This is a genomic window from Niallia sp. FSL W8-0177, assembly GCF_038006285.1.
GTDB lineage: Bacteria > Bacillota > Bacilli > Bacillales > Cytobacillaceae > Niallia > Niallia circulans_A.
In genome coordinates this window covers 911,093-934,048 of record NZ_JBBOUX010000001.1, presented here as the reverse complement: position 1 = coordinate 934,048, position 22,956 = coordinate 911,093, and the positions used below count along the sequence as shown (strand labels likewise).

Sequence of the window (22,956 nt, the reverse complement as noted above, 5' to 3'; positions counted from 1 at the left end):
TGTCTCTATATCCTTTTAAATAGATTTTAAATTAGTTAGTCTATGGATAAGAGACATGTTTTCAATCCTTTCCTCTTTTTATCGATTATCTAAAACTACTTTTATCTTCCTTAAACTTTTTGTATACCTGTAACCATGTTTGCGCCATTAGCATATTACCAGCAGAATTCATATGTACTCCATCTGTCGTTAATACTTGATTATTTTGTTTTTGTAAATACTCCATGAATACTTGATGTGTAGGCACAACCACTGCATCATATTTGGCTGCTATATGATGAATGACTGTTACATAATCTTTTAAAAGAATATTGCCTTTTGCTTCAATCGCTTCCTCAATAATGGTTGGCTCCATCAAAAAAATACTGGCATTTGTATGTTTTTTTACTTTTTCTAATAAACGTTCGTAAATAGCGCTAAATTTAGCTGGAGTAACCTGTTCTAGTTGAGGTTGGTCTAATTGTCTCCATACATCATTAATTCCAATTGATATAGAAACTAGATCTGGACGTAAGGTGAGAACATCTGCTTCCCAGCGTTGTTCTAAGTCAGTGATTCTATTTCCATCTATCCCTTTATTAACAATATTCGGCAAGACTTCTGGTTGATTAATAGTAAAGTAGTCTTTAATATAACGAACATAGCCATAACCAATGCCTTCCCTATCTTCCATTCTTCCCGCCTGTGTAATACTATCTCCTATAAACAAGAATCGTTTATTTGCTTCCATCCCAATCATCCCTCCATAGAACGTTTTCATTTATACAATAGCATGTGGTTCTTTCGCAAGGCAACCATCGATTTCTCCCATACAAAAAGCCTCAATTGGAATTTAAAAAACTCCAAGAGAGGCTATAAGAGAAGAGTCAATTATTGTTGTGCCTGGACAATTTTTTCTAAGTTACGTTCCATTACCTTAATATAATCCATTCCACTTTCTTCATCTTTCTTGCTTAGTGCTTCTAAAGTGCTTAGTACTTCTGTTCTTGCCCCAATTTCAGTGGCAAGCGTATCTGCAACTTTTTGCGAAGCCGTTTCTTCAAAATAAATAACGCTAATATCATGTTCTTTTGCAAAATCTTTTAATTCCGCTAATCTTTGTGCATTCGGTTCTTGGTCTGGTGATATCCCAGAGATTGGTACTTGAGTTAATCCATATTCACTTGCTAAATATCCAAATGCAGCATGTTGTGTAATCATTTCTTTTTTCGCTACTTTGCTAAGATCATCACTATATTTTTGATCAAGTGCTGTTAATTTTGCAATATATTTTTCACTATTTTTTTGATATGTTTCTTTATTATCAGGATCTACTTTGATTATGCTCTCCGTAATTGTTTCTACTTCTTTAATCGCTAACGCTGGACTTAACCAAACATGAGGATCTTTCTCATGACTATGCCCATCTTCCGCCTCTTCACTTTCATGGTCATGGTCAGCTTCTTCCCCTTCATGATCATGCTCATCTGTTAATCCCTCTTTTAAGGTAATACCTTTGCTTGCTTCAACAAATACTGTTTCTTTATTATCAACAGCAGATTTAATTGTATCTACAAAATTTTCCATATATATACTATTAAAAACAAATAAATCTGAAGTTTGCACATTGGCGATATCTTTTGGTGTTGGCTCCCATCCATGTGGTTCTTGATTCGAAGGAATAAGTAATGTTACATCTGCCTTGTCACCAGCTATATTTTTTGTAAACTCATACATAGGATAAAAGGTAGTCATGATTTTTAGTTTCTCTTTATTTGCCCCGTTCGAATCATTATTTTCTCCTTTGCCACATGCAGCTATCACCAATATTGCAAGTAACATAATCGTTACTAATTTAAATTTTTTTCCCATTTTTATCCCCCTGCCTTTTATTTACTTTCTTTATGCATTTCTCTATAATATTAAACAATATAAACTACATTCGATTTGGATTATTCTGTTCTCCTTAATTTTAATTGCGATCTCTGTTTCTGTACAAACCAGTGTTTTTTTACTCACATAATGACCAAACCTTTATTTATTCATACCCAAGATATAAGAAGTGCTGTAAGATCAAAGTTAAAATTATGTATGAAAACAATGGATATAGCAATTGTTCAAAAACTTCTATTCTCAGTTTGCCTTACACTATCCTCCGGAAGAACTAGAAAGTCACTTAATCTCTCGACAGTTTTTTATCCTCAATTTAACTCCTATCATCTGTTCGTGCAAATGTAATTTTATTTAACCATATAAACTTTAAAACAATCAGATCGAAACTGTTACGATTTATAAAATTAGATGGAGCATATAAAAGATTGTTCTATCGACTTTATTATATTAACCGTAACCATTACGATTTGTAAAGTGTTTTTTATAACAAATGTTTAAAAGCATGTAAATTGACTTTAAAAGCAAAAGGCTATATCCTCCCTAGAAAGCTGGAAGCCATATAGCCTTTTTCAAAATGCTGCTATTGTATGGATTCTACCGTCGATTTAAAGTAAACACGTTCTTTTTTCTTTCCTGATTCATATACGGCACAAATCATTTTTTGTGTTTTTAATGCTTCTTCCCCCGTGACATCTAAAGGAATTCCTGTTGCCAACGAATCGTAAAAATTATTGATTTGCTTTACATGACTAACTCCCCAATACCCTTTGACTCCATTTTCATAATGAAAAGTTTCTTGAGGATTATTATCTGCGATAAATTCTCTTCCATCCATTAATCGTACAGTTGCCCGATCAGCAACCATTTTGGCAATTCCCTTTTCACAATGCAGCTCAATTTCAACTGGCGCGTCGTACGTATAATAATTTATAGCATGAAAAGCAGTAACAATGCCATTCTTATATGCTATAACTCCTTCAGCTGCATCTTCCACCTCAATAATTTCATGTGCACGATTGCTTATTGATGCATCTACATAGTTAATGTCGGCATTCACAAACCATCTCATCAAATCCATTGTATGAATTGCTTGATCAATTATAACTCCGCCGCCTTCTTTCTCCCATGTCCCTTTCCAATCACTTTTTTGATAATACTCATCAGAACGGTCCCATGTAACAGATAGTTTTCCTGATTTGATCTTGCCAAGTTCTCCATTATCCAACATTTTCTTTATGAGCTGGGAGCCAGGATTATAACGATTTTGAAAAATGACACCAAGGGTAACCTTATTCTCCTTCGCTGTTTCCACCATTTCAACAGCATCATCATAATGAATAGACATTGGTTTTTCTGTTAATATATGAATCTGTTTTTTCGCAGCTTCAATTGTCACTGGTGCATGCAAATGATGTGGCAGACAAATATGCAACACATCTAAGCTTTCCTGTTCAAACATTTCCTTATAGTCTGTATAAGCGGCACAGCCATAAATTTTGGCTTTTTCTTCTGCTCGTTCAGGCTTTACATCACAAACTGCTACTAACTCTGCATCCTCTCTTGAGACAATTGATTGAGCATGCATAGGAAAAATATTACCACAACCAATAATCGCTACCTTTAATTTGGACATGTTTCTCTCCCCCGTTTCCACTATTTAACGAATGTCTATTTGTTCAAGTATTTTCTAAATATACTTAATAAATCTAAACCCACCACATTTGAGAAGGAGCATCTTCAATTAAAACAGATTTCAAATTAGTAACCGCTCTTGTTAATCCTTCCCTAATCGACATAATTGGATCTTCATGTTCAATGCTGACAACATAATCGTACCCATATGTTCTTAAAGCACTCATCATATCTGACCATTCACTAACACTATGTCCACATCCAACGGAACGAAATGTCCAAGCCCTTGTCTGAACTTCACCGTATGGCTGCATATCTGTTAAGCCATACATGTTAACATTATCCTGGTCAATATACGTATCTTTTGCATGAAAGTGATGAATAGCTTTTTCCTTTGCCAAAATTTTAATCGCCGCAACTGGATTAATACCTTGCCACCATAAGTGACTTGGATCCAAGTTTGCACCAATCGCATCACAAGTTTCCTCTCGTAATTTTAATAAGGTGTATGGAGTATGCACTAGGAATCCACCATGGAGCTCTAAACCAATCTTCACACCACTTTCTTTTGCAATATGCCCTACTTCTTTCCAATAAGGGATTAACTTTTCTTGCCATTGCCATTTTTTCACATCAGAATATTCATTTGGCCATGGCGTAACTGGCCAGTTAGGATATTTCGCACCATCATGATCCCCAGCCGTTCCTGAAAAGCAGTTTACAACCGGAACATTCATCAAAGATGCTAGTTTGATTGTTTTAAGCAGTGTTTCATGCGATTCCTTTGCAAATGCTTCTTCAGGTGAGATTGGATTTCCGTGACAACTGAATGCACTTATGATTAAATCACGTTCTGTCACCTTTTCTAGATATTCTTTTCTCTTTTCTTCTGATTCTAATAATTCATCTACATTACAATGTTTGTTTCCAGGATAACCGCCAGTACCTATTTCAACTGCTTGAATGCCAGCTTCTTTTACTGCATCAAGCATTTCTTCAAATGATTTGTCTGCAAATAATACGGTAAACACGCCTAATTTCATGTGAACTCCTCCCCATTCCTTCCAATTTTCCTGTATTCTTTCTATATATGCACTATATTTTGGTAATAGTCTTCGTTGCTTGTGATTCCAAGGCTGCGAGAATGATCGCCAAAGATTTTTTTCCTTCTTCTCCACTAATAAGTGGCTCTTTATCTTCTAAAATACTTTCCACAAAATGATCTATAACACCAGTCTTATTTTGTCCACCATCACTATTTGATTGAATTCTGCCTAATTCATAATTTACTTTTTCCCCATTGGTATATTGGATAATTAACGAATAGTTTGGATCATCTTCTAAACGAATGACGGCTTTTTCTGCATAAATAACAGTTGAATTATCTTCTTTTCCACGATAAGCCCAGCTTGCAGTCAACGTTCCAATTATGCCGCTATCTGTTTTTAATATACAAACAGCATTATCATCTACAGTAGAGAAGTCTTTTGCATTCGTTTCTACAAATGCTCCCACCTCTGTAAATTCCTCTCCTAATACAAATCTTAATAAATCTGCTTTATGAACACCTAAATCTCCCATAGCACCAATAAATGCTTCTTCTTTTTTAAAGAACCAGCTCTCTTTACCATCAACACTCCAGCCTTCTGGACCACCATGACCAAATGTTGTGCGGAAACTGTACACCTTACCAATTTCTCCGCTTTTAATTAATTGATGTGCTTTTTGATGGGATGCAACAAAACGTTGGTTATGTCCAATCATCAATTTTTTTCCACTCTTTTTAGCAGCTTTTATCATTTGCTCAGCCTCTTCTTTTGATGTTGCCATTGGCTTTTCACAAAGAACATTTTTGCCAGCATTCAAAGCATCAATAGAAATAGGGGCATGAAGATAGTTTGGCGTACACACACTAACCGCATCTATCCCATCCATTTTTAATAATTCTTTATAATCGGTAAATGCTTGCGCTTGATATTTTTCCGCAATTTCAGTTGCTCTTTCCTCATTGATGTCACAGACAGCAACCAATTCCACTTGTTTATTCAATAGATATTCAGGAATATGACGATGTTGTGCGATACTTCCACATCCAATTACGCCTACTTTTAATGAAGCCATTATATTTTCCCCCTCTATATTATTTATCTGAAATTGTCTCTAAAGGCTGAGCGTTGCCATAAACAGGCTTTTCTCTTTTCACTGGTGCAGCCCATTTGACTGCATTAATAATAACTTGCTGAATTTCTTGATGATGATAGGTTGGGTATGTCTCATGCCCTGGTCTAAAATAAAACACCTTCCCATTTCCTCTTGCATATGTGCAGCCACTCCGGAATACCTCTCCACCTTCAAACCAGCTTGTGAAGATCAATTCATCTGGTGCAGGTATATCGAAATGTTCGCCATACATTTCTTCCTTTTCTAATTCAATATATTCATTAATTCCTTCCACAATCGGATGATTAGGTGCTACTACCCATAAACGTTCGCGATCATCTGCTTCTCGCCATTTTAAATTACAGGTTGTACCCATTAATGTTTTAAATATTTTGGAAAAATGACCAGAATGTAAAACAATTAATCCCATACCATCTAAAACACGCTGTTTTACTTTTAACACAATTTCATCTTCTACCTCGTGATGTGCTAAATGCCCCCACCATACTAATACGTCTGTATTATTCAAAACTTCCTCCGTTAATCCATGGTCTGGTTCATCTAATGTTGCAGTATGTGTTTCATAACCTTCTTTCTCCAAAAACGCTGCAATCGCACCATGAATGCCATTTGGATATATTTCTGCTACGGTCGGATTTTTCTTTTCATGCCGATTTTCATTCCAAATTGTGATCATTATGTAACACTCCTTCTCCCTTACAGTATGATGGCTCCATTATATGAAATGTAAGCGTATAAAAAAATGCTTAATCTTGTCATTTTTTTATGCAATTATGTCATTTGCTTGCTTGCTTTTTGCTAAAATAGAAAAGAGCACCTTACCATATAGTCTCGTCGAATAGGAGGGGAACATAAAATGGAAATGGAGACAAAGCACACCTTTAAGCAGCCAGTAAATGAAAAAGTAATTTATCAAAACCCTCTATTGTCTTTAAAAGTGTGGGAGATAAATGATGAGAGGGAACATGTAATGACTCCAGTTGATGATTACCCTTGGCACTACCATAAAGAAGTAGAATTACTTGCCATGATTGATGGAGATTTGGCGGTACAAACAAAAGAGAGGTATCTATCGATTACTTCAGGAGATGTTCTTATTATGGGAGCGTCACAACCACACAGAACAAGTAAAGTGAAGAAAGGCAAATTGCGTTATATTGTCTTACAAATCGATCTACATAAACACTTTGATCAAAGTATCCTTCCTTATTTCTATTGTTTTTCAGAATTAACACATCCATTAGATAAGATAAATTACATATTTGAAGATAATAAGGAAATAAAACAAGAAGTACATTCCTTAATAAATGAGATTCATAGAGAAAGTCAAACGAAAGAAAAGGGCTATGAGATTGCTATCAATTATTCCATCAAACGACTTCTTCTTTTATGTGTAAGAAACGATACTAAAAATATGCTCCAATATTCAGAAGAACAAGACCTTGCCAAACTTAAACCCGTTTTAGATTATATTGACAGCCATTTAGAAGAAAGAATACTTGTCGAAGATGTCAGTAAGCTACTGAATTTTAGCTATCATTATTTTATCAAGTACTTTAAAAAAGTAATGGGATTGTCGTTTGTCGATTATATAAATATAAAGCGAATAAAAAAAGCTGAATTATTACTTTTAACAACCGACAAAAGTATATTAGAAATAAGCTATGAAGTCGGCATAACAAATATGGCGCAATTCTACAAACTCTTTAAAAGAGAAAATCAATGCTCGCCTAAAGCATTTAAAAATAGGATGTTAAATGCAAGCGTCTTATAACATAACATTAGGAGTAATGAATAAAACATACCACCTAGTACACCACTTTTTTCTATTAGCTATCAATAAAAATTATTCTGAACCATTATACACCTCCATATATTTACTATATGGAGGTGTACTATTTACAAAGGAAAGGGTGCAAAAAATTGAACGAAAATCATGTATTATTAATCATCGGTGGTGACTCTAGACAGCTCGAAGTAATCCGCCTTCTTGCACCAAAGCTAAACAAAATTTATTTAATTGGTTTTAAAGATGCCTCTGTTTCTTATAAAAATGTAAGGAAAGTAAATTGGCAAACAGCTCCGCTTCATGAAGTGGATAGTATTCTACTGCCCATTCCGGGCATTCAAGAAGATGGTATCGCTGAATCACTATTTTCTAAAGAGGCGATTTTTTTAACAAAAGAGATGATTAATAAAACAAAAACTAATTGTACTATGTATTCCGGCATTATCACTCCTTATTTAAAACAATTGGCTACAGAAACACATCGAAACTTGGTTGCTCTTTTTGCAAGAAATGATGTGGCCATCCATAATTCCATCCCAACTGCAGAGGGAGCACTAATGCTCGCCATCAAGCATACGGATATTACAATACATAATTCTCAAGTGCTCGTACTCGGTTTTGGCAGAGTCGGTAAAACTGTCGCTCGTCTATTTTCTGCTGTCGGTGCAAAAGTAACTGTTCTAGTTCGAAAAAAAGAGGATGAAGCAAGAGTGATAGAAATGGGGTTAGTTGCAATTTTTGAACCTTCACTAGAATCAGAAATCCCTCTTCAGCAGATTGTTATTAATACTGTTCCAGCACTGCTTCTAACTTCTAGTCTCATAAAGAAATTATCGAGCACTGCTTTAATTATTGATTTAGCCAGCAAACCTGGGGGGACCGATTTTGCAGCTGCCAAGGAACACAATATCGAAACACTTTGGGCACTTGGTTTACCGGCAAAGGTTGCACCAAAAACGGCTGGTACAATAATTGGCAAAACACTAATGGAATTGTTAGAAATAAGTTAAAGTACAACTTTCAGGGGATAGTTAATAGCTATCTCCTTTTTTTATGAAGATCTTGGCATTAATCGATTTACAATTTTATACAGAAGTGATATCATAATTATATCAAATTGAAATTATAGGAGTGATTCAGTTGAAAGAAAAAAATGCGATTCATTTTAATGGGTTTATTGGGGTTTTACTTATTGCCATATCCCTTTTTCTTGGAGTTTATTTTCTTGTACAGGAAATTCCAGGAGCTGCCATTCCCTTCTTCCTTATAGCTGTTCTTCTAGGCACCGGGATAACAATTATTCAACCTAATCAGGCTGTTGTTGTAACCTTTTTCGGAAAATACCTTGGTACGATTCGCAGCAGCGGATTATTTTTAACCACCCCTCTTACTTTACGAAAAACTATTTCCTTACGCGTGCGTAATTTCAATAGTAAACGTTTGAAAGTAAATGATGTTGATGGAAATCCAATTGAAATTGCTGCCGTTATTGTTTTTAAAGTCATTGATTCTGCAAAAGCCATTTTTGATGTAGATAATTACGAAGAATTTGTTGAAATACAAAGTGAAACAGCTATCCGCCATGTTGCAACAAAATATCCATATGATACATTTGAAAATGTAGAACTAACCTTAAGGGGAAATGCAGAGGAAGTCTCCAATGAACTAACGACCGAATTACAAGCTCGTCTAGATCTCGCAGGAGTCGAAGTAATTGAAGCCAGATTAACTCATTTAGCTTATTCTACTGAAATTGCCCAAGCGATGTTACAGCGTCAGCAAGCCTCCGCTATCATTTCTGCTCGTCAGAAAATCGTCGAAGGAGCAGTTGGAATGGCACAAATGGCCATTAATCAACTGGAACAGGATAAAATCATTGAATTAGATGATGAAAGAAAGGTACAATTAGTAAATAATTTACTAGTAGCGATTGTTTCTGAAAATCCTACGACTCCTGTAATTAATACAGGTACTTTATATTAATGAGTGGTATAAATGACGAAGAAAAAAAGCTTTCCATTACGCATTGATCCAGAGCTATACGAAGTCCTGCAAAAATGGGCTGCGGATGATTTCCGCAGTATAAATAGTCATATTGAGTATTTACTTCGTGAAGCTGCCAAAAAAGCCAAGCGGTATCCAAAACAAAAAGAAAATTGATTTACATAAGAAAAACCGGGCATAGCCCGGTCCTTTTCATGGTTAGAGAATATCCGATAATTTGTACTCTATGCCATGTACCCCTTTATAATACTCAGGATACATTTCACCCCCACATTTTTCACATGCAAACATAGGAGGAGTTGTCGGATCTCCATCATCCATTAAATCGAAATCCCTTACCACGTTAATAGGAATCTCTTCTTTCTCATGACACGCCAAACAAACATAGCTGACGCTCTGTTGCTTGGACTGGTTTAGGCTTATGTTTTTCTTCTTTTTCTTTCCCTTTTTGCGGGTTTTTGATACCGGTGAGATCGTTAATCATCCTTTCTAAATAAGCTCTTGTAGTTTTGCATAAGGCTACCTTTATTTCTAATTTACCATTTTCAAGGCAGACTTCTCCCTTGTATTCATAGTAACATTCACACCTCTGACAAACGAGAGGGTCTTTCTTGCCACTGGCTACTATTCTTTCACGCCACGTCTGGCGACGTAAGGTTTTCTTAACTTTTACAACCCAACGTCTTGCTTTTTGTTGCCAAGTACTCAACACTTTTTTACACAAGTTTTTTGATCTTCTTGAATACATACCGTAATGCCGAATAGTTTTAAATTGCTCGTCTGGGATATGGCGAATTAAACGTGAAATAAATTCTTCGACACTTACGGTTTCGGATTTGTCTTTTCCGTCAGTTTTATCCTTATATTTGAACGTAACGAATTGCCCATCATATGCCTCAATCCGATTGATTCCAATCGCTGGTCGACGAATATAACGGCCAATATAACGAAGTTGTTCTTTTATTTTTCCCCTCTGTTTAGGTGCATACACATAGAAGCCTTCGCCATTATTGGTGAACGCCTTTTGAAGTCTTGGTTGGATTCTTTTCTTTTCTCTTGGTGAAACTCCGTTTCTAATTAATTTTAATACGACCGTTTGCCATTGTTTACGAAGCATCGTAAATGGCAAGAAATCATACTGCTTCCATTCTCCTTTTTCTGTTAATCCACCCATTGTAACTAACATATGTACGTGAGGATTGAAGTTGACCCTTGAACCAAAAGTGTGGAGTCCAGCAATAATCCCAGGTGTTACCTTTGCTTTCTTTTTGAAGAAGTCAGTAAGTAGTCTTGCAGAAGCATCCATTAAATCTTTTAATAGATGTCGGTGAAGGAGAAATACATCTCTTAGTCCTTCATCAATCGTAAAAATTACGTGCCGATGATTAACCTGAAGAACATCTTCAGTAAGTAACCTACTCCATTCTTCACTTTCTCCAACAGAGCACGTGGTACAAAATCGACCTTTACATCGGTAAGGAACCTTTCGCACATCATGACAACCTTCACACACAAATAACTTAAATCCATTTTTGATATCCCCACAATCTCGAAATTTCTCAACCTCCTTAATTACGATAGGGCGGATTTTAGCACCGTGTTTTCTTTTGAAAGCTTCCCAATGTTGGTGTTTATCAAAAAATATTCTTCTCAATATATTGGTCTCCATAAAATGAAAATACCACAGCTTAAATGACTGTGGTAGACCCAAATTTTTATACTTTCTTATCTTTTGAAAAAAAGAGGCCCAAATAATGGCCTCCTTTTTTAATGGATTAACTTAACAATTCTCTTAAGTCCTCTTCTGTTAGAGAAGAAATTACTTTATCATCTGAATCGATAATTTCGTCTACTAAATTCTTTTTCTTTTCTTGCAATTCATATATCTTCTCTTCAATTGTGCCTTTAGAGAAGAGCTTAATTACATTCACTACATTCTCCTGTCCTATGCGGTGAGCACGATCCGCCGCCTGTTCTTCGACCGCTGGATTCCACCACGTATCATACAAAATAACAGTATCTGCAGTCATTAAATTAAGACCTGTTCCCCCTGCTTTTAAGCTTATTAAAAAATAATCTCGCTCTCCTAAATTATAGCGATGACATAATTCCACTCTCTCATCTGAAGGAGTGCTCCCATCTAAATAAAAATAGGCTAATCCCTTTTTTGCTAATTCTTGACCAATTATTTCAAGCATACTTGTAAATTGAGAAAAAATCAGCACCCTGCGATTAGATCGCTGTGCTTCCTCGATTAGTTCCATTAGATGATCTAGTTTAGCAGACTTTCCATGATAATTGTCAACAAATAGGGCTGGATGACAGCATATTTGCCGCAGTCTCGTTAATCCAGCAAGAATTCTAATCTTATTTTTTCGAAGGGTTTCTTTATTTAAATGCTTTAAGGCATCATGTCTTAATTTCGCGAGATAGGCTGCATACAATCTTTTCTGTTCTGGTAATAATTCCACTATTTCGCTCCATTCCCTTTTCTCAGGAAGTTCGGCTAATACATCCTCTTTTAAGCGGCGCAGCATAAATGGTCTTATTTTTTTCGCAATTTGTTTATTGGTTAAATTTGCAAATTCCTTCAAACCTTTGAATAATTCTGGGAAGACAATATGGAAAATTGACCAAAGTTCTTCAATCGAATTCTCAAGCGGAGTGCCAGTTAAAGCAAAGCGATTAACCGCTTTTAGTTTCTTCACTGCTTTTGCCGTTTGTGATAATGGGTTTTTAAAATATTGGGCCTCATCAAAAAGCACTGTATGGAAAACTTGCTGTTCATACCATGAAATATCCTGTCTAACTAATGGATATGACGTTATGATTACATCGATGTTTTCTAAATCTTTTTGCAGAGCAGCTCTTTCCTTTTTAACTCCATCAAGTATAAGGCACTGTATTGCCGGAGCAAATTTCATGATTTCTCTTTGCCAGTTGTATAATAAAGAGGAAGGACATACAACTAACACCGGTTGTTTCGCTTTTCTTATCACAGGCAATTCAGATTGAATAAAGGCAATACTTTGCAGTGTTTTTCCTAAACCCATATCATCCGCTAAAATCCCGCCAAATTGATATTGCGCTAATGTTTTCAGCCATTTATAGCCATCTTTTTGATACGTTTTCAAGACATTGTTTAAATCCGCAGGGACTTTAATATTTAGCTTTTCTGGATGCAAGAAGGAATCAATCAGCTGCTGATACGATTCATCTAAAGCAAAGATTTTTCGATCTTCTTCTATAAAAGATAAGCTTTCTAAAAGTGTCAGCTCAAACCCACTTATAAAGTCCTTGTCTTTTATTTGTGGAGATTGAAGATACCTTTGTACTTCCTCCATCTCCCTTGTTTGCAAAGCAAATAGAGAACCATCTTGCAAACGATAATATTTCCGCTTTTCTTCCAAAGCAGCTAACAAGCCTTTGATTTCACGCTCTGGAAAACCTTCCATCTCAAATTTAAATTCAAGCCAGTTAATGCGGTCCTTTTTTAATTTCACCGAAAATCTTGGCCATGTTTTTTCCTTGAAAATTCGATTTCTAATAGCTGTTGTTGCATAAACTTTAACAAGCTTTTGCAGCTTCGGTAACACATAATATAAAAAGTCAAACTCCAATTCCTCATTATAAAGCATATAACCACTATCTGTTTTTGCAAATGAACTGCTATCCATTAACTCTATAATTTGTTCTTCTTTCTTCCAGTCTCGAAGTAGCACTGCTTCTACTTCTTTGTCCCGTTCTTGAACTGGATTGATGACAATATGATCATAACGAAATTCTAAGCTTGCCAGCAATCGATTGTTTACTCTATCTAAATAGAGTTCAGCTTGGAGTGGAGTCTTCCCGATTTTTTTGGAAAGCTCTCTCTCTAATTGAACCTCCCCAAGTTTTTTTAAGCTTGGGGCAACCTTTTCTAAAAAGAAATCCAATTGATTGAGTGCAATCGGGATAAAACTCTCGCCAACTTTTTCCATCATTTTCTTTATCTCAATAAGTCTTTTAAAGTCTTCTGCTTCCAATTGCCTCACATTTCCCTCTATCAGGACAGCATAATATTGATGCAGGAACTGTATGGATTCCATTCCATGTACATTTAATTGATAGCTTCCAATTTCACGCTGGTATAAATGAAATCTTAAAGGCAGGACTTCATTTGAAACATTTAAGGGCACCATTGTCCCTTTATTCGGATCATAATACCCTAATTCCTTCCAATGAGAACGAAGAGGAATCCAAGAGGAAGGGGGAATTAACAAAATACTGTCTCCCCATATATTACTCACTCCCTGGTGATGATTCAAAAATATCCTTTCATCTTCTATTACTTTTCCTAACTCTTGTAGGATTGCTTCACTTTCTTCCTTTACACAATGAAGCTTTGGATTAAATTCTAATTCTGAACTAAATGAATAAGCTTTTCCACTCTTTATTCTTTTTAAAAACAAGCGAATATCTTTTATTGGATGGGATAATAGCTGAATTTCTATTCCAAACAGATTGGTTTCCGAGTCAATTGGAATGACTTTTAGCATAAATTCAACTGGAATCACTTCTCGCTTTTCAAAATGGCGCTGCTTTTTTGTTGATAGAGATTCACTCTGATTAAATAATGCAAAAAAATCTCCCGATACATCCATGTTTTTTTCATCGGTAGTGGAAGGAGCTTTTCCGTTCATTTGAAATTTTTTTATTTCCACTAATACAGCTGCAATATGCTGACATTCTTTTTGAAAAGAAGCTAGTTTCGGACAAGAACATGTTGCTTTTATTTCTTCCCCGTCGATTGCAACCATTACCGCAAAATCTTCAGATGCTTGAACGAAAGCTTCACAATAATTATCTCTATATTCTTTAAAAATCACCTTATGATTTTTTGAGAATGCTTCCCCTCTTTTTAAAGATACAGGACCACACATTTCTAAAATCATTTTTCGTGTAATGACAGTATTCAACAATTTATTCTCCTTCTATCAAAATCCAGTTACGCACAAATATCCTCTTTCACTTTACTACTTTTTTTAAAACATTTCTATTGTCTTGTTACGGTAAAATTATGTAGCACCCTCTCAGTAATGGAATTTGATTATTCCCTATATCATAAGCCCTCTCACATCTTCTCTTTTATAAGAAAAGTGGACAAACCACCCTTTTAGGAGTTTGTCCACTTTTTTATTAATAAGGATATTCTTCTTATAAACTATTAGCCACAAGTAATTGAACCGTGGATTGAAGTTTTTCCATCAAAGCTTCCGGAGCTGTTAAATAGAGAATCCCATTCCCTTCTAAACTCGGTTTATTTCCTAATGGAATCGTTCTCTTAATTAATTGTGCATACAATTCTGGCTCTGTTAAATTTCTTTCAAAAGCTTCATTACTAATTATTTTAATTAATGCTAAAGCTCCACTTACATGAGGGGCTGCCATAGAAGTTCCAGTTAATTTAGCATATTTTCCATCTAAAAAAGTAGACAAAATTTCCTCACCAGGTGCTACTAAATCAACTTCTCGATTAGAATTAGAAAAACGAGAGCTATTTCTCTGTAAATCGACTGCACCTACGCTTATTACTTCATTATAAGCGGCTGGATAACCTAATTCTTCTGTCGAATCTAAGCCATCCCCTTCATTTCCAGCTGCACAAACGACTAAAATTTGCGCTTCAACTGCCTTTTTCACAGCCTCATGCAATTCTTCCACATCTTCTGGCCCGCCAAGACTCATAGAGATAATATCTGCTCCCTGTTCAATTGCATAATAAATTCCATTTATAATCCATTCATACTGCCCTGAACCTTGCCCATTTAATACTTTTACAATTAAAAGTGAAATTTCTGGTGCTACTCCTGTTAATCCATCTTCTTTCCCTGAAGCTCCAATTGTTCCAGCTACATGTGTTCCATGACCGTTATAATCCATATATATAGCTGGATCGCCGTTATCATCATCGGTAAAGTTTTTTCCACCAATGATTCGCTCTTGTAAATCTGGATGATTGATATCACAGCCAGTATCTAATATGGCAACTGTAATCCCTTTTCCCTTTGTTTTTTTCCATAACTCAGGTGCCTGAATTAGCTCAATTCCTTTTGGAATTTCTGCAGAAACGTCCATTACTTCTTTCACTTGATAAGGAATTACTCTGCATTCTTTTTTCATTAAACAGCCTCCTAATATAATAGAATGGATATCTCTAAAACAATTTTAACAATTCTGAATTATTAAAGTAAGAGGCTTAAGACTCAATTTAGAAACATATGTTCTATTTAACTAGTTCTATTAAATTATTTATATTTTTTTAAATGTGGTGGATAATTTCTAATTTTTCTATAAGAGGGATTGCAAGTGCTTTATCCCATCTTTTTCTAATGCAATTTAAAAAACCAAACAATTATACGATTTTTATCGGCATCATCGTATAACTGTTCGGTTTCATAGCAACTGAAATCCTTTATACACTAGTCTTTTATATCCTTCTTCTATTGTAGAATTTTCCTCATTCCTAAACTACTAGATAGACTAGCTTATAGACTTCCTACCATATTTTTTTATACTTAATAAATAAAAGGCCGTGAATATTAGCAATGACCAAATTATTGAGTATTGTGGACTTGTTTCAAGGATTTGAAATAGACTTGGAATATTTCCTGCCACAGAGTCATCATATGTAAAAAACAAGAAAATCATCATATTATTTGCAGCATGTGCACCAATCGATAATTCTAAGCTTCCTGTTTTCACCGCAATAAATGTCAAGGCAAAACCAGCAAGTAAATAATCTAAACCTACTAAAATGGCCGAATCATTCATTTCAGGATTGGAAAAGTGCAATGATCCAAAAATTACTCCAACTATCAGTGCTAACAAAATGGGATTTTTTATTTTTTTACCAACCCATTGTAATAATAATCCTCTAAATAAAAGTTCTTCTACTGTTGTTTGAATGGGTACAAACAGAAGAACCACTAGGAATAAAAAGAAAAATTGGGAGAAAGATACGTTATTCCAAGCATAATCATCAGCATTAAATAGGAAATCAAGACCTGATGTAAGTAGGAAAAGTCCTGCAAATATTAAAAATCCCCAGATTATTTTCTTCCAATTTACTCTGTCATTACCCGTAATTAATGATCGAAATTTTCGTTTGTGAATAAATCTTACTCCAATCCATATGCCTACTAAAGCAAAAATATAAACAATATGTGTCATTAATAAACTAACTGTGCCGTTTCCGCCCATCACCATGCCGGTATCCAAATCAATATAAGTAGCATCGTTCCCATCCAGCTCTATTCGTATGAGTTCTACAATAAAATAGACGATAGAACCAGCAATCATAAAACCAACAGCTAATAAAATAGACGATAAATAACGCGGCCAGTTATTTTTTCCTTCTTTTACATTTAAAAAATGTTTCAAGCGATTTTCTCCTTTTATAAATTATTTTTCCGTTGAAAGTGCCTCTTCCAAATGGAAGTTGGCTCTTATTTCACCGATTTTTTCTTTTCTGGCATTCAGAACTGGTGCATGTACATATCTATCTAAATTTGTAAATAAGTTCACTTCTTTATATCCTAGTTGATTTAACACTTCCATTGCAGCGACATTTACAGCACGTGTTCCTCCATCTTCCACCTTAATGGCAATTCCGATTCCTTCTTGGATAAGTCCCATACATTGGACCGCCTCTGCACCTGCTTTCGATACAATTCGCCCTTTATAAGCTTTCATTAGGTCTGTATCAAACCTATTTGTTCCTCCAACCATTTCTGGAAACTCCACCATACTATCCCTAATTCGTTTTACTATATCTATTCGGTTTACCGACTTAATAGAATCAGGGTTTGCTAATCTAGCATAGCCAAGTGCAGCATTATATAGAGGCAATTGATGTACTGGCACCCCGCAGCCATCTACACTCAACTTTATTTTTTCTTTCGGAAAATCACATATTGTTGCAATTGCTTCCAATATACGCTGTTGATGAGGATGCTCTACCTCCCGATATGTGGCAATATCCTCCTTCATATGAATCGCCGCAGCGAGCATACCTGCATGCTTACCAGAACAATTACTGAACACGGGGGTGACATCTTTGCCCTTTCGCAGCAGTTCCTTATAGCTTTCTAAATTCCATGGAGTATGTGTACCACATTGCAAGTTATCCTCTTGTATTCCCAATCTTTCTAATATGCGCAGGATTGTCTCCTGATGAAATAACTCCCCAGCATGAGAAGCACACGCAATTGCAATTTCCGCATTGTCATAAGAAAAGGAATCTGCCGCTCCTGTCTCTATAAGTGGAATGGCTTGAAAGGGCTTCAAGGAGGATCTAGGAAAGGTCATCCTCTCCGGATCCCCATAGAAATATAGTAATCTACCATCTTTGTCTACAACAGCTACATGAATAGAATGGCTGCTTTCAAGATATTGTCCACGGTAGACCTGTATAGGCTTCATCACTTTCATCTACTCCTTTTCCAGTTCTACCTTTAATGATGCCCTTAACTAGTAGAGCTTCGTGTCTAGAAATTTTCTTTCAACGCTTCATACTGAAATCCTTGTTGTTGATAGTTCTGTCTTTGATACATCTCTCTCGGAGTATCTTCTCCATCTGCCAGCAAAATAATTGTCTTATTAGGAAATAAATCCATAATCTTTCTTTGCATGCGAGCAGCAATCCCTTTGCGCTGATACTCTTCAATTACAAAAATTCCGTCAATTTCAACCGTTTTATCGGCAATAATTACTTCTAAAGCACCAGCTGCTTTCCCTTTATAATAAGCAATGACTTGCAAAAACAGCGGATTTTTGAAATTTTTCTGATAGATTTCTGTTTTCCCTTTTGCATAATCTACTCCATATTCTAAGTCTTGATTATATTCTAATTGCAAATAATCCTCAAAATTCTCTTCTGTTACTTTCTGAATTAGAATGTCCTCACTAGGATATAAAACCGGAAAATTGCAAGGAGCAATGGCATAAAGCTCTGTCATCCCTACTTCATAATGAAGATTTTGCACAATGTACTCCAATAAATCCTTCGTGAATTTCTCATTTTCTGGAAATACAAATTTAAGATGTTTCTGACCAGTTTTTTGATGAAATGTTTTTAAATAATCTTCCACTAACTCGAACTCCTGAATAGTGGGCATCTTTTTAAATTGGATATAGTTACTGTCATATTGAAGCAGCATTTCCTCATTATGAACATGGAACCAATCGCTAGTCTCTTTTACTCGTTTTCCTTCTTTATGAATGTTCTTATAGGTTACTTTTTCCATGATGTTAATCATACCCTTTCCAAAAACTTCTTATCATATTATATCTATAATAAACGATTCAATCCTATAAATCAGTAGATTAATAGAAAAAAATGACATTGAGCAATTCTAAACAAAATAGGACTGCCCATATTTAGAACAGTCCTACATCTCCGACAGAACATATTTAAATGGCTTTCGCATCTTCCCTTGTTTCTCTCCATAAAAATACTTCATTTCCCATTTCATTATATTGTACTTTTTGGAAAATTTGCATCATCATTAAGATACCTCTTCCTCTTTCCTCCAACACAATATCACTCATAAGCTTTTCCGTACCATACCTTTCGATATCACGAAATTTCTTCTTCACATCAAACCCATTTCCGTGATCCTTGATTCGCATATCCAAGATATTCTGATTATACTGTAACTCTAATATAACGGGATAATTTCCATGTTCTATTGCATTATTAACCGCTTCTCCTATTCCAACGCTCAGCAAAAAATCTTTATCCAATAAATCTCTAAATTCTTTATTTAGCTTTTCTTTCCATTCTTTTTCCGTATGATCATGTATTACTATTGTTTGATAAGTAATAAGCCCATTCATAAGTTGCCCCCCAATTTAAAAAAGCAAACTCCTTATTAAATCGACAAAAGACTAAAATCGCTTCACTGAAATAAATAAAACACCAATGGAATAGAATGGATATATTAAACTTATACAGAAGCGGTAATCTTATATTTGCCGGTTGCTCGCTGTCGGAGCTATACATTTTTTAAAATTTATTTAAACATTTATATTGAACAAAAAAAAGCTAACAAAACAAGGTTAGTTTGGTTAGCCGGTTGCGCTAGTAGCTCATAATCAACAAAGCGCCCAAATAAGTTGATTAATCATAGCTTTCTACCTTTCATTATTCTTATTATCTTATAGAATTTTTAAATTATATAGTATTATATACCCATATCTTTAGAGCATAAACCTATTCTTTTAGAAATCATATTTATTTTCGATAATTCTTTTGAAATTCCTCTATTTTCATAGAAATATCTCGCAAAGAAAAAACCCGAACAGCCATACGAAAATTTCCTTTCGCGTAATTGTTCGAGTTTAACTTTAAATAGAATGCTCATAACCTCTTATTTTATCTCTATCTTATATTTTCTATTTCTATACTGAATGGTGACAGACTCTTGTTCTAGACTAACAATAGGCTGAAAAGAAATCTCCTCTACTCCTCGGTCTGTTCCGAGAATACTTGAAACCAATAAATGCCTTCCAGGTGCTAAACGCGACGTTAACGTCGGCAATACGGTTTTTGAATAGAGTAAATTGGTATTAGGCTCAGGTATTATTAATTCTGTTTTCCGTTTTCCAAAGATGTCCATAATCCCTGTTGTTCCTACCTCTGATGGGTAAAAAAGACTATTTTCATCTTTGATTACATAGGCAGCCCCTTCAGTCGCAGGTGCAGAAAATCCACCTTCCGCTGTCTCTATCTCTCTATTTGTATGAATGCGATGAATGCGAACATGCCAAGGGGTTAAGGGAATTAGATACGTATCAATTGTTACATCCCGCCAAGGCTTCCATGTAGATACGATATAATCATCATGGATTTCATATGACTCACAGCCACTACGACTTCTATAGCGATTATCACATTCAGACAGTGCCAGGCAATTATCAAATGCTCCTTGCTTTAATAAAACATTACCTTTAGGCACACTAAAACCAAAGGTGGTGGAATACACAAATTTTTCATATTTTGCGTCTGCATGGGCGTGTTCATGAGAATGCTGTCCAGAAGTAAATGCTTGCACTTCTTTTCCTTCAGAATCATGGCAAATGATCATCCTCGGACTTTTTTGCACACTTTTCTCTAGGAACTTAACTGGTTCTTCCTCTGCCTGCCAAAAAGGATGACTCTCTGGAAGAGCTAACAGCAGGAATGTCTTTAAGGACCAATAAGGAGAACCTGGAGCATTATAGCCTTCTGCCATATTTAAGTTTTGGTAACCATAGCCAATCGTTAAAAGTCCTTCTGGAGAAAAAATCGACTGCTTAAACCAATACCGTAAATTATTTAATACTAATCTTTTAATTTGTCCCCAAGGCAATGCTTCAACATCTGCAAATGCCAATGCAGCCCAAAAGGAGGATTGTGCAAATCGATAGGTTAAACTTCTGCCAAATGGAATAGAAGATCCATCTGAAGAAAACCATTCTTTAAAATCTTGAGCAAACTGAATAGCCCTCTCCTTATAAATCGCTGCCCTTTCTGGATCTTCATCCTCCATTACTTTTGCATAAATTAATCCGTAATAATGCATGGCAAAAGGAATATAATAATCAATTTGATTCTTATATCCATCAAAATACCAACCATTTTTTAAATAATACTGATCTAATTGTTGAAGATCCGCTTCTAATTTTTCTAAACTATAACTTCTACCGCATTTTTTTAATGCTACGTTTACTAATACGCGGAAAAATAACCAGTTATTATTCGGGATTGTATTTTCATTGATTTGATATAGCCAATTAGCTAAATTTTCCTTTTGCACTGTTGATAGAATATCCCAGAAATCAGCCTTACAGTGAATAAGCGTACAAGAAAGTGCTGCCATTTCAACAAACCGTTGATCATACTCTCCGGTAATCCCCCAGTAAGAATCACTTGTTGGCGTTGTTCCCTCTATAATTCCTTTTACTAATTGTCGTTTTATTGCTGGATATTTATTAGGTGTTACAGAAAATAATGGCCCCCAGCCCCAAAATGGACGTAAAAACGCTTCTAATTCTCTTGTTTTTTGCCCATATACTGAGCCATTTGTACCTAGATTCAATAAACCTGCCTTCTGTTCATTCCCCAACATAAATAAGGGTTCGTATAAGTCATATAAAGCACGTTCTAAATCCTCTCTTGTTCTTAATGGGTTCTTTTTTACTTTCACATTATATTGATTCAACCGATCCATCTCCTAAAGGAAATTTTCTTGCCCTTTCCATCTTACTGCCAGAATAATACTCCCTTTTGTCGCAATATATTTAATCCCTCAACAAAATAATAATCTCCATAAATTAGTGGGACATCAACATTTTTTTGCTCTGGAAAATGACTTGTTCCGTGTCCTAATAAGCCTTCCTCTTCTTTATCTGCATCAGTAGCACAAGTTATATATAAGGTTTTTAATAAAGTTGCGCCTGCTTCCTGATAAACAGGCTTTTCAAAGTCGGCTACAAGTGTTCCAAGCAGGAGTAAGCCACAGGCTGCAATGGAACCTGCTGATGAATCAGGATAATGGTATTTGGTTTCGCCATCTTCAGGTATGCGAAAATCCCAAACAGGACATTCATTAGAACGAAGATTAGATAGAAAAAAGTGGGAAACTGATTTTGCGGCATGTAAAAATGCGCTATTATTAGTATGTAAGTAGGATAATGTCAGACCATACAAAGCCCAAGCAGTTCCCCTTGACCATGCGCTATCTGGTGCATAGCCTTGACCACCAAGCTTATCTACTACTTCTCCAGTTTCTGGATTAAAAACAACAATATGATGTACGGAACCATCTGGTCTAATAAAATGTCTTAAGACTGTTTCTGCATGCTTTTCTGCAGCTATTTTAAACCGTGGATCTCCCGTTTCTGCTGAAGCCCAGTATAGCAGCGGAAGGTTCATCATACAGTCAATGATTGCGACACCGCGATTATCATCCTTCTTCGACCATGCATTCCAAGCACGAATATAATTACCTTGGGCATTAAATCTTCCTAATAATAAATTGGCTGCTAATAATCCTCTTCTTCTTGATTCTTTATTGCCCGTAAGTTTATAGTTTGCTAGACTTGTCAACGTCCACATAAATCCCATGTCATGATCTAATTTCTCTGAATCTGACAATAAATAATCCAGTTTTTCTTCACACTGTTCTGCTGTTTTTCTAAGAGCTTCCATTTTATTATCTTGATATACTTGCCATAAAACCCCTGGCCAAAAACCAGCTGTCCACCATTCCGGACTTTCTAGTACATACTTCTTATCTATACTGGCATGGGGAAAATTAGCACCAATCGTTTCATTATTCCGTGCCGTTTTCTCTACGACAAACTCCCACGCTTCAGCCACCCATTGCTCCTTTTTACTCATATAATCATCCTACCCTTCTATTTGATTTCTGACACGCATAAAAAAGAAAAGG

General features: G+C 35.5%; 20 protein-coding genes and 1 riboswitch. Of the genes, 4 read left to right on the top strand and 16 right to left on the bottom strand.

What is annotated here, in order from left to right:
• Window positions 1-85: 85 nt before the first annotated feature.
• From NST77_RS04445 to NST77_RS04420, 6 genes are all read right to left on the bottom strand, one after another.
• Entirely contained in the window at window positions 86-730 is a 645-nt protein-coding gene (locus NST77_RS04445) for an SGNH/GDSL hydrolase family protein (protein ID WP_171509500.1), read from the bottom strand.
• Between the two features lie 140 nt (window positions 731-870).
• The gene (locus NST77_RS04440) at window positions 871-1,851 is read right to left on the bottom strand and encodes a metal ABC transporter substrate-binding protein (RefSeq protein ID WP_123259650.1); all 981 of its coding nucleotides are present in this window, start codon (window positions 1,849-1,851) and stop codon (window positions 871-873) included.
• 601 nt (window positions 1,852-2,452) lie between these two features.
• Window positions 2,453-3,505 (bottom strand): Gfo/Idh/MocA family protein, encoded by a 1,053-nt coding sequence (locus NST77_RS04435; protein ID WP_163188225.1) that lies wholly within the window; start codon window positions 3,503-3,505, stop codon window positions 2,453-2,455.
• A gap of 73 nt (window positions 3,506-3,578) precedes the next feature.
• Window positions 3,579-4,547: a sugar phosphate isomerase/epimerase family protein gene (locus tag NST77_RS04430; protein ID WP_163188227.1), complete on the bottom strand. Its 969-nt coding sequence runs from the start codon at window positions 4,545-4,547 to the stop codon at window positions 3,579-3,581.
• Window positions 4,548-4,599: 52 nt separating this feature from the next.
• Window positions 4,600-5,625: a Gfo/Idh/MocA family protein gene (locus NST77_RS04425; RefSeq protein WP_163188229.1), complete on the bottom strand. Its 1,026-nt coding sequence runs from the start codon at window positions 5,623-5,625 to the stop codon at window positions 4,600-4,602.
• A gap of 19 nt (window positions 5,626-5,644) precedes the next feature.
• Window positions 5,645-6,361 (bottom strand): ThuA domain-containing protein, encoded by a 717-nt coding sequence (locus NST77_RS04420; protein WP_095333114.1) that lies wholly within the window; start codon window positions 6,359-6,361, stop codon window positions 5,645-5,647.
• Between the two features lie 180 nt (window positions 6,362-6,541).
• Between NST77_RS04420 and NST77_RS04415 the strand changes: the two genes are divergently transcribed.
• The 4 genes from NST77_RS04415 (at window position 6,542) to NST77_RS04400 (ending at window position 9,634) form a co-directional block, all read left to right on the top strand.
• Window positions 6,542-7,459, top strand: coding sequence for a helix-turn-helix domain-containing protein (locus NST77_RS04415; protein WP_123257376.1), 918 nt, complete (start codon window positions 6,542-6,544; stop codon window positions 7,457-7,459).
• Between the two features lie 149 nt (window positions 7,460-7,608).
• Window positions 7,609-8,484: a dipicolinate synthase subunit DpsA gene (gene dpsA / locus NST77_RS04410; RefSeq protein WP_235973243.1), complete on the top strand. Its 876-nt coding sequence runs from the start codon at window positions 7,609-7,611 to the stop codon at window positions 8,482-8,484.
• A 130-nt stretch (window positions 8,485-8,614) separates the two neighbouring features.
• Complete coding sequence (locus tag NST77_RS04405; protein ID WP_095333120.1) at window positions 8,615-9,457, top strand: SPFH domain-containing protein; 843 nt, start codon at window positions 8,615-8,617, stop codon at window positions 9,455-9,457.
• 12 nt (window positions 9,458-9,469) lie between these two features.
• Window positions 9,470-9,634, top strand: a complete 165-nt coding sequence (locus NST77_RS04400; RefSeq protein WP_047942897.1) for a ribbon-helix-helix domain protein — start codon at window positions 9,470-9,472, stop codon at window positions 9,632-9,634.
• A 42-nt stretch (window positions 9,635-9,676) separates the two neighbouring features.
• Here the strand turns inward: NST77_RS04400 and NST77_RS04395 are convergent, their stop codons facing one another.
• From NST77_RS04395 to NST77_RS04350, 10 genes are all read right to left on the bottom strand, one after another.
• Complete coding sequence (locus NST77_RS04395; protein ID WP_341122616.1) at window positions 9,677-9,820, bottom strand: hypothetical protein; 144 nt, start codon at window positions 9,818-9,820, stop codon at window positions 9,677-9,679.
• 22 nt (window positions 9,821-9,842) lie between these two features.
• Entirely contained in the window at window positions 9,843-11,147 is a 1,305-nt protein-coding gene (locus NST77_RS04390) for an IS91 family transposase (protein ID WP_083967595.1), read from the bottom strand.
• Between the two features lie 106 nt (window positions 11,148-11,253).
• A complete protein-coding gene (locus tag NST77_RS04385; RefSeq protein WP_163188233.1) occupies window positions 11,254-14,436 on the bottom strand; it encodes a DEAD/DEAH box helicase in 3,183 nt (1,060 codons plus the stop codon).
• Window positions 14,437-14,674: 238 nt separating this feature from the next.
• Window positions 14,675-15,640, bottom strand: coding sequence for a S8 family peptidase (locus NST77_RS04380; protein WP_123257372.1), 966 nt, complete (start codon window positions 15,638-15,640; stop codon window positions 14,675-14,677).
• 360 nt (window positions 15,641-16,000) lie between these two features.
• Window positions 16,001-16,900, bottom strand: coding sequence for a CPBP family intramembrane glutamic endopeptidase (locus NST77_RS04375; protein WP_163188235.1), 900 nt, complete (start codon window positions 16,898-16,900; stop codon window positions 16,001-16,003).
• Window positions 16,901-16,921: 21 nt separating this feature from the next.
• On the bottom strand, window positions 16,922-17,941 hold the full coding sequence (locus tag NST77_RS04370; RefSeq protein WP_235850344.1) for an asparaginase: 1,020 nt from the start codon (window positions 17,939-17,941) through the stop codon (window positions 16,922-16,924).
• A 65-nt stretch (window positions 17,942-18,006) separates the two neighbouring features.
• Complete coding sequence (locus NST77_RS04365) at window positions 18,007-18,777, bottom strand: GNAT family N-acetyltransferase (RefSeq protein WP_235850345.1); 771 nt, start codon at window positions 18,775-18,777, stop codon at window positions 18,007-18,009.
• 154 nt (window positions 18,778-18,931) lie between these two features.
• On the bottom strand, window positions 18,932-19,357 hold the full coding sequence (locus NST77_RS04360; protein WP_163188237.1) for an ATP-binding protein: 426 nt from the start codon (window positions 19,355-19,357) through the stop codon (window positions 18,932-18,934).
• 224 nt (window positions 19,358-19,581) lie between these two features.
• Window positions 19,582-19,664: riboswitch (cyclic di-GMP riboswitch) on the bottom strand.
• A gap of 226 nt (window positions 19,665-19,890) precedes the next feature.
• Window positions 19,891-21,732, bottom strand: coding sequence for a DUF2264 domain-containing protein (locus tag NST77_RS04355; RefSeq protein WP_095333132.1), 1,842 nt, complete (start codon window positions 21,730-21,732; stop codon window positions 19,891-19,893).
• 32 nt (window positions 21,733-21,764) lie between these two features.
• Window positions 21,765-22,904 carry a glycoside hydrolase family 88 protein gene (locus NST77_RS04350; RefSeq protein WP_095333133.1) on the bottom strand — a complete coding sequence of 380 codons (1,140 nt, stop codon included), beginning with the start codon at window positions 22,902-22,904 and terminating at the stop codon, window positions 21,765-21,767.
• Window positions 22,905-22,956 lie beyond the last annotated feature (52 nt).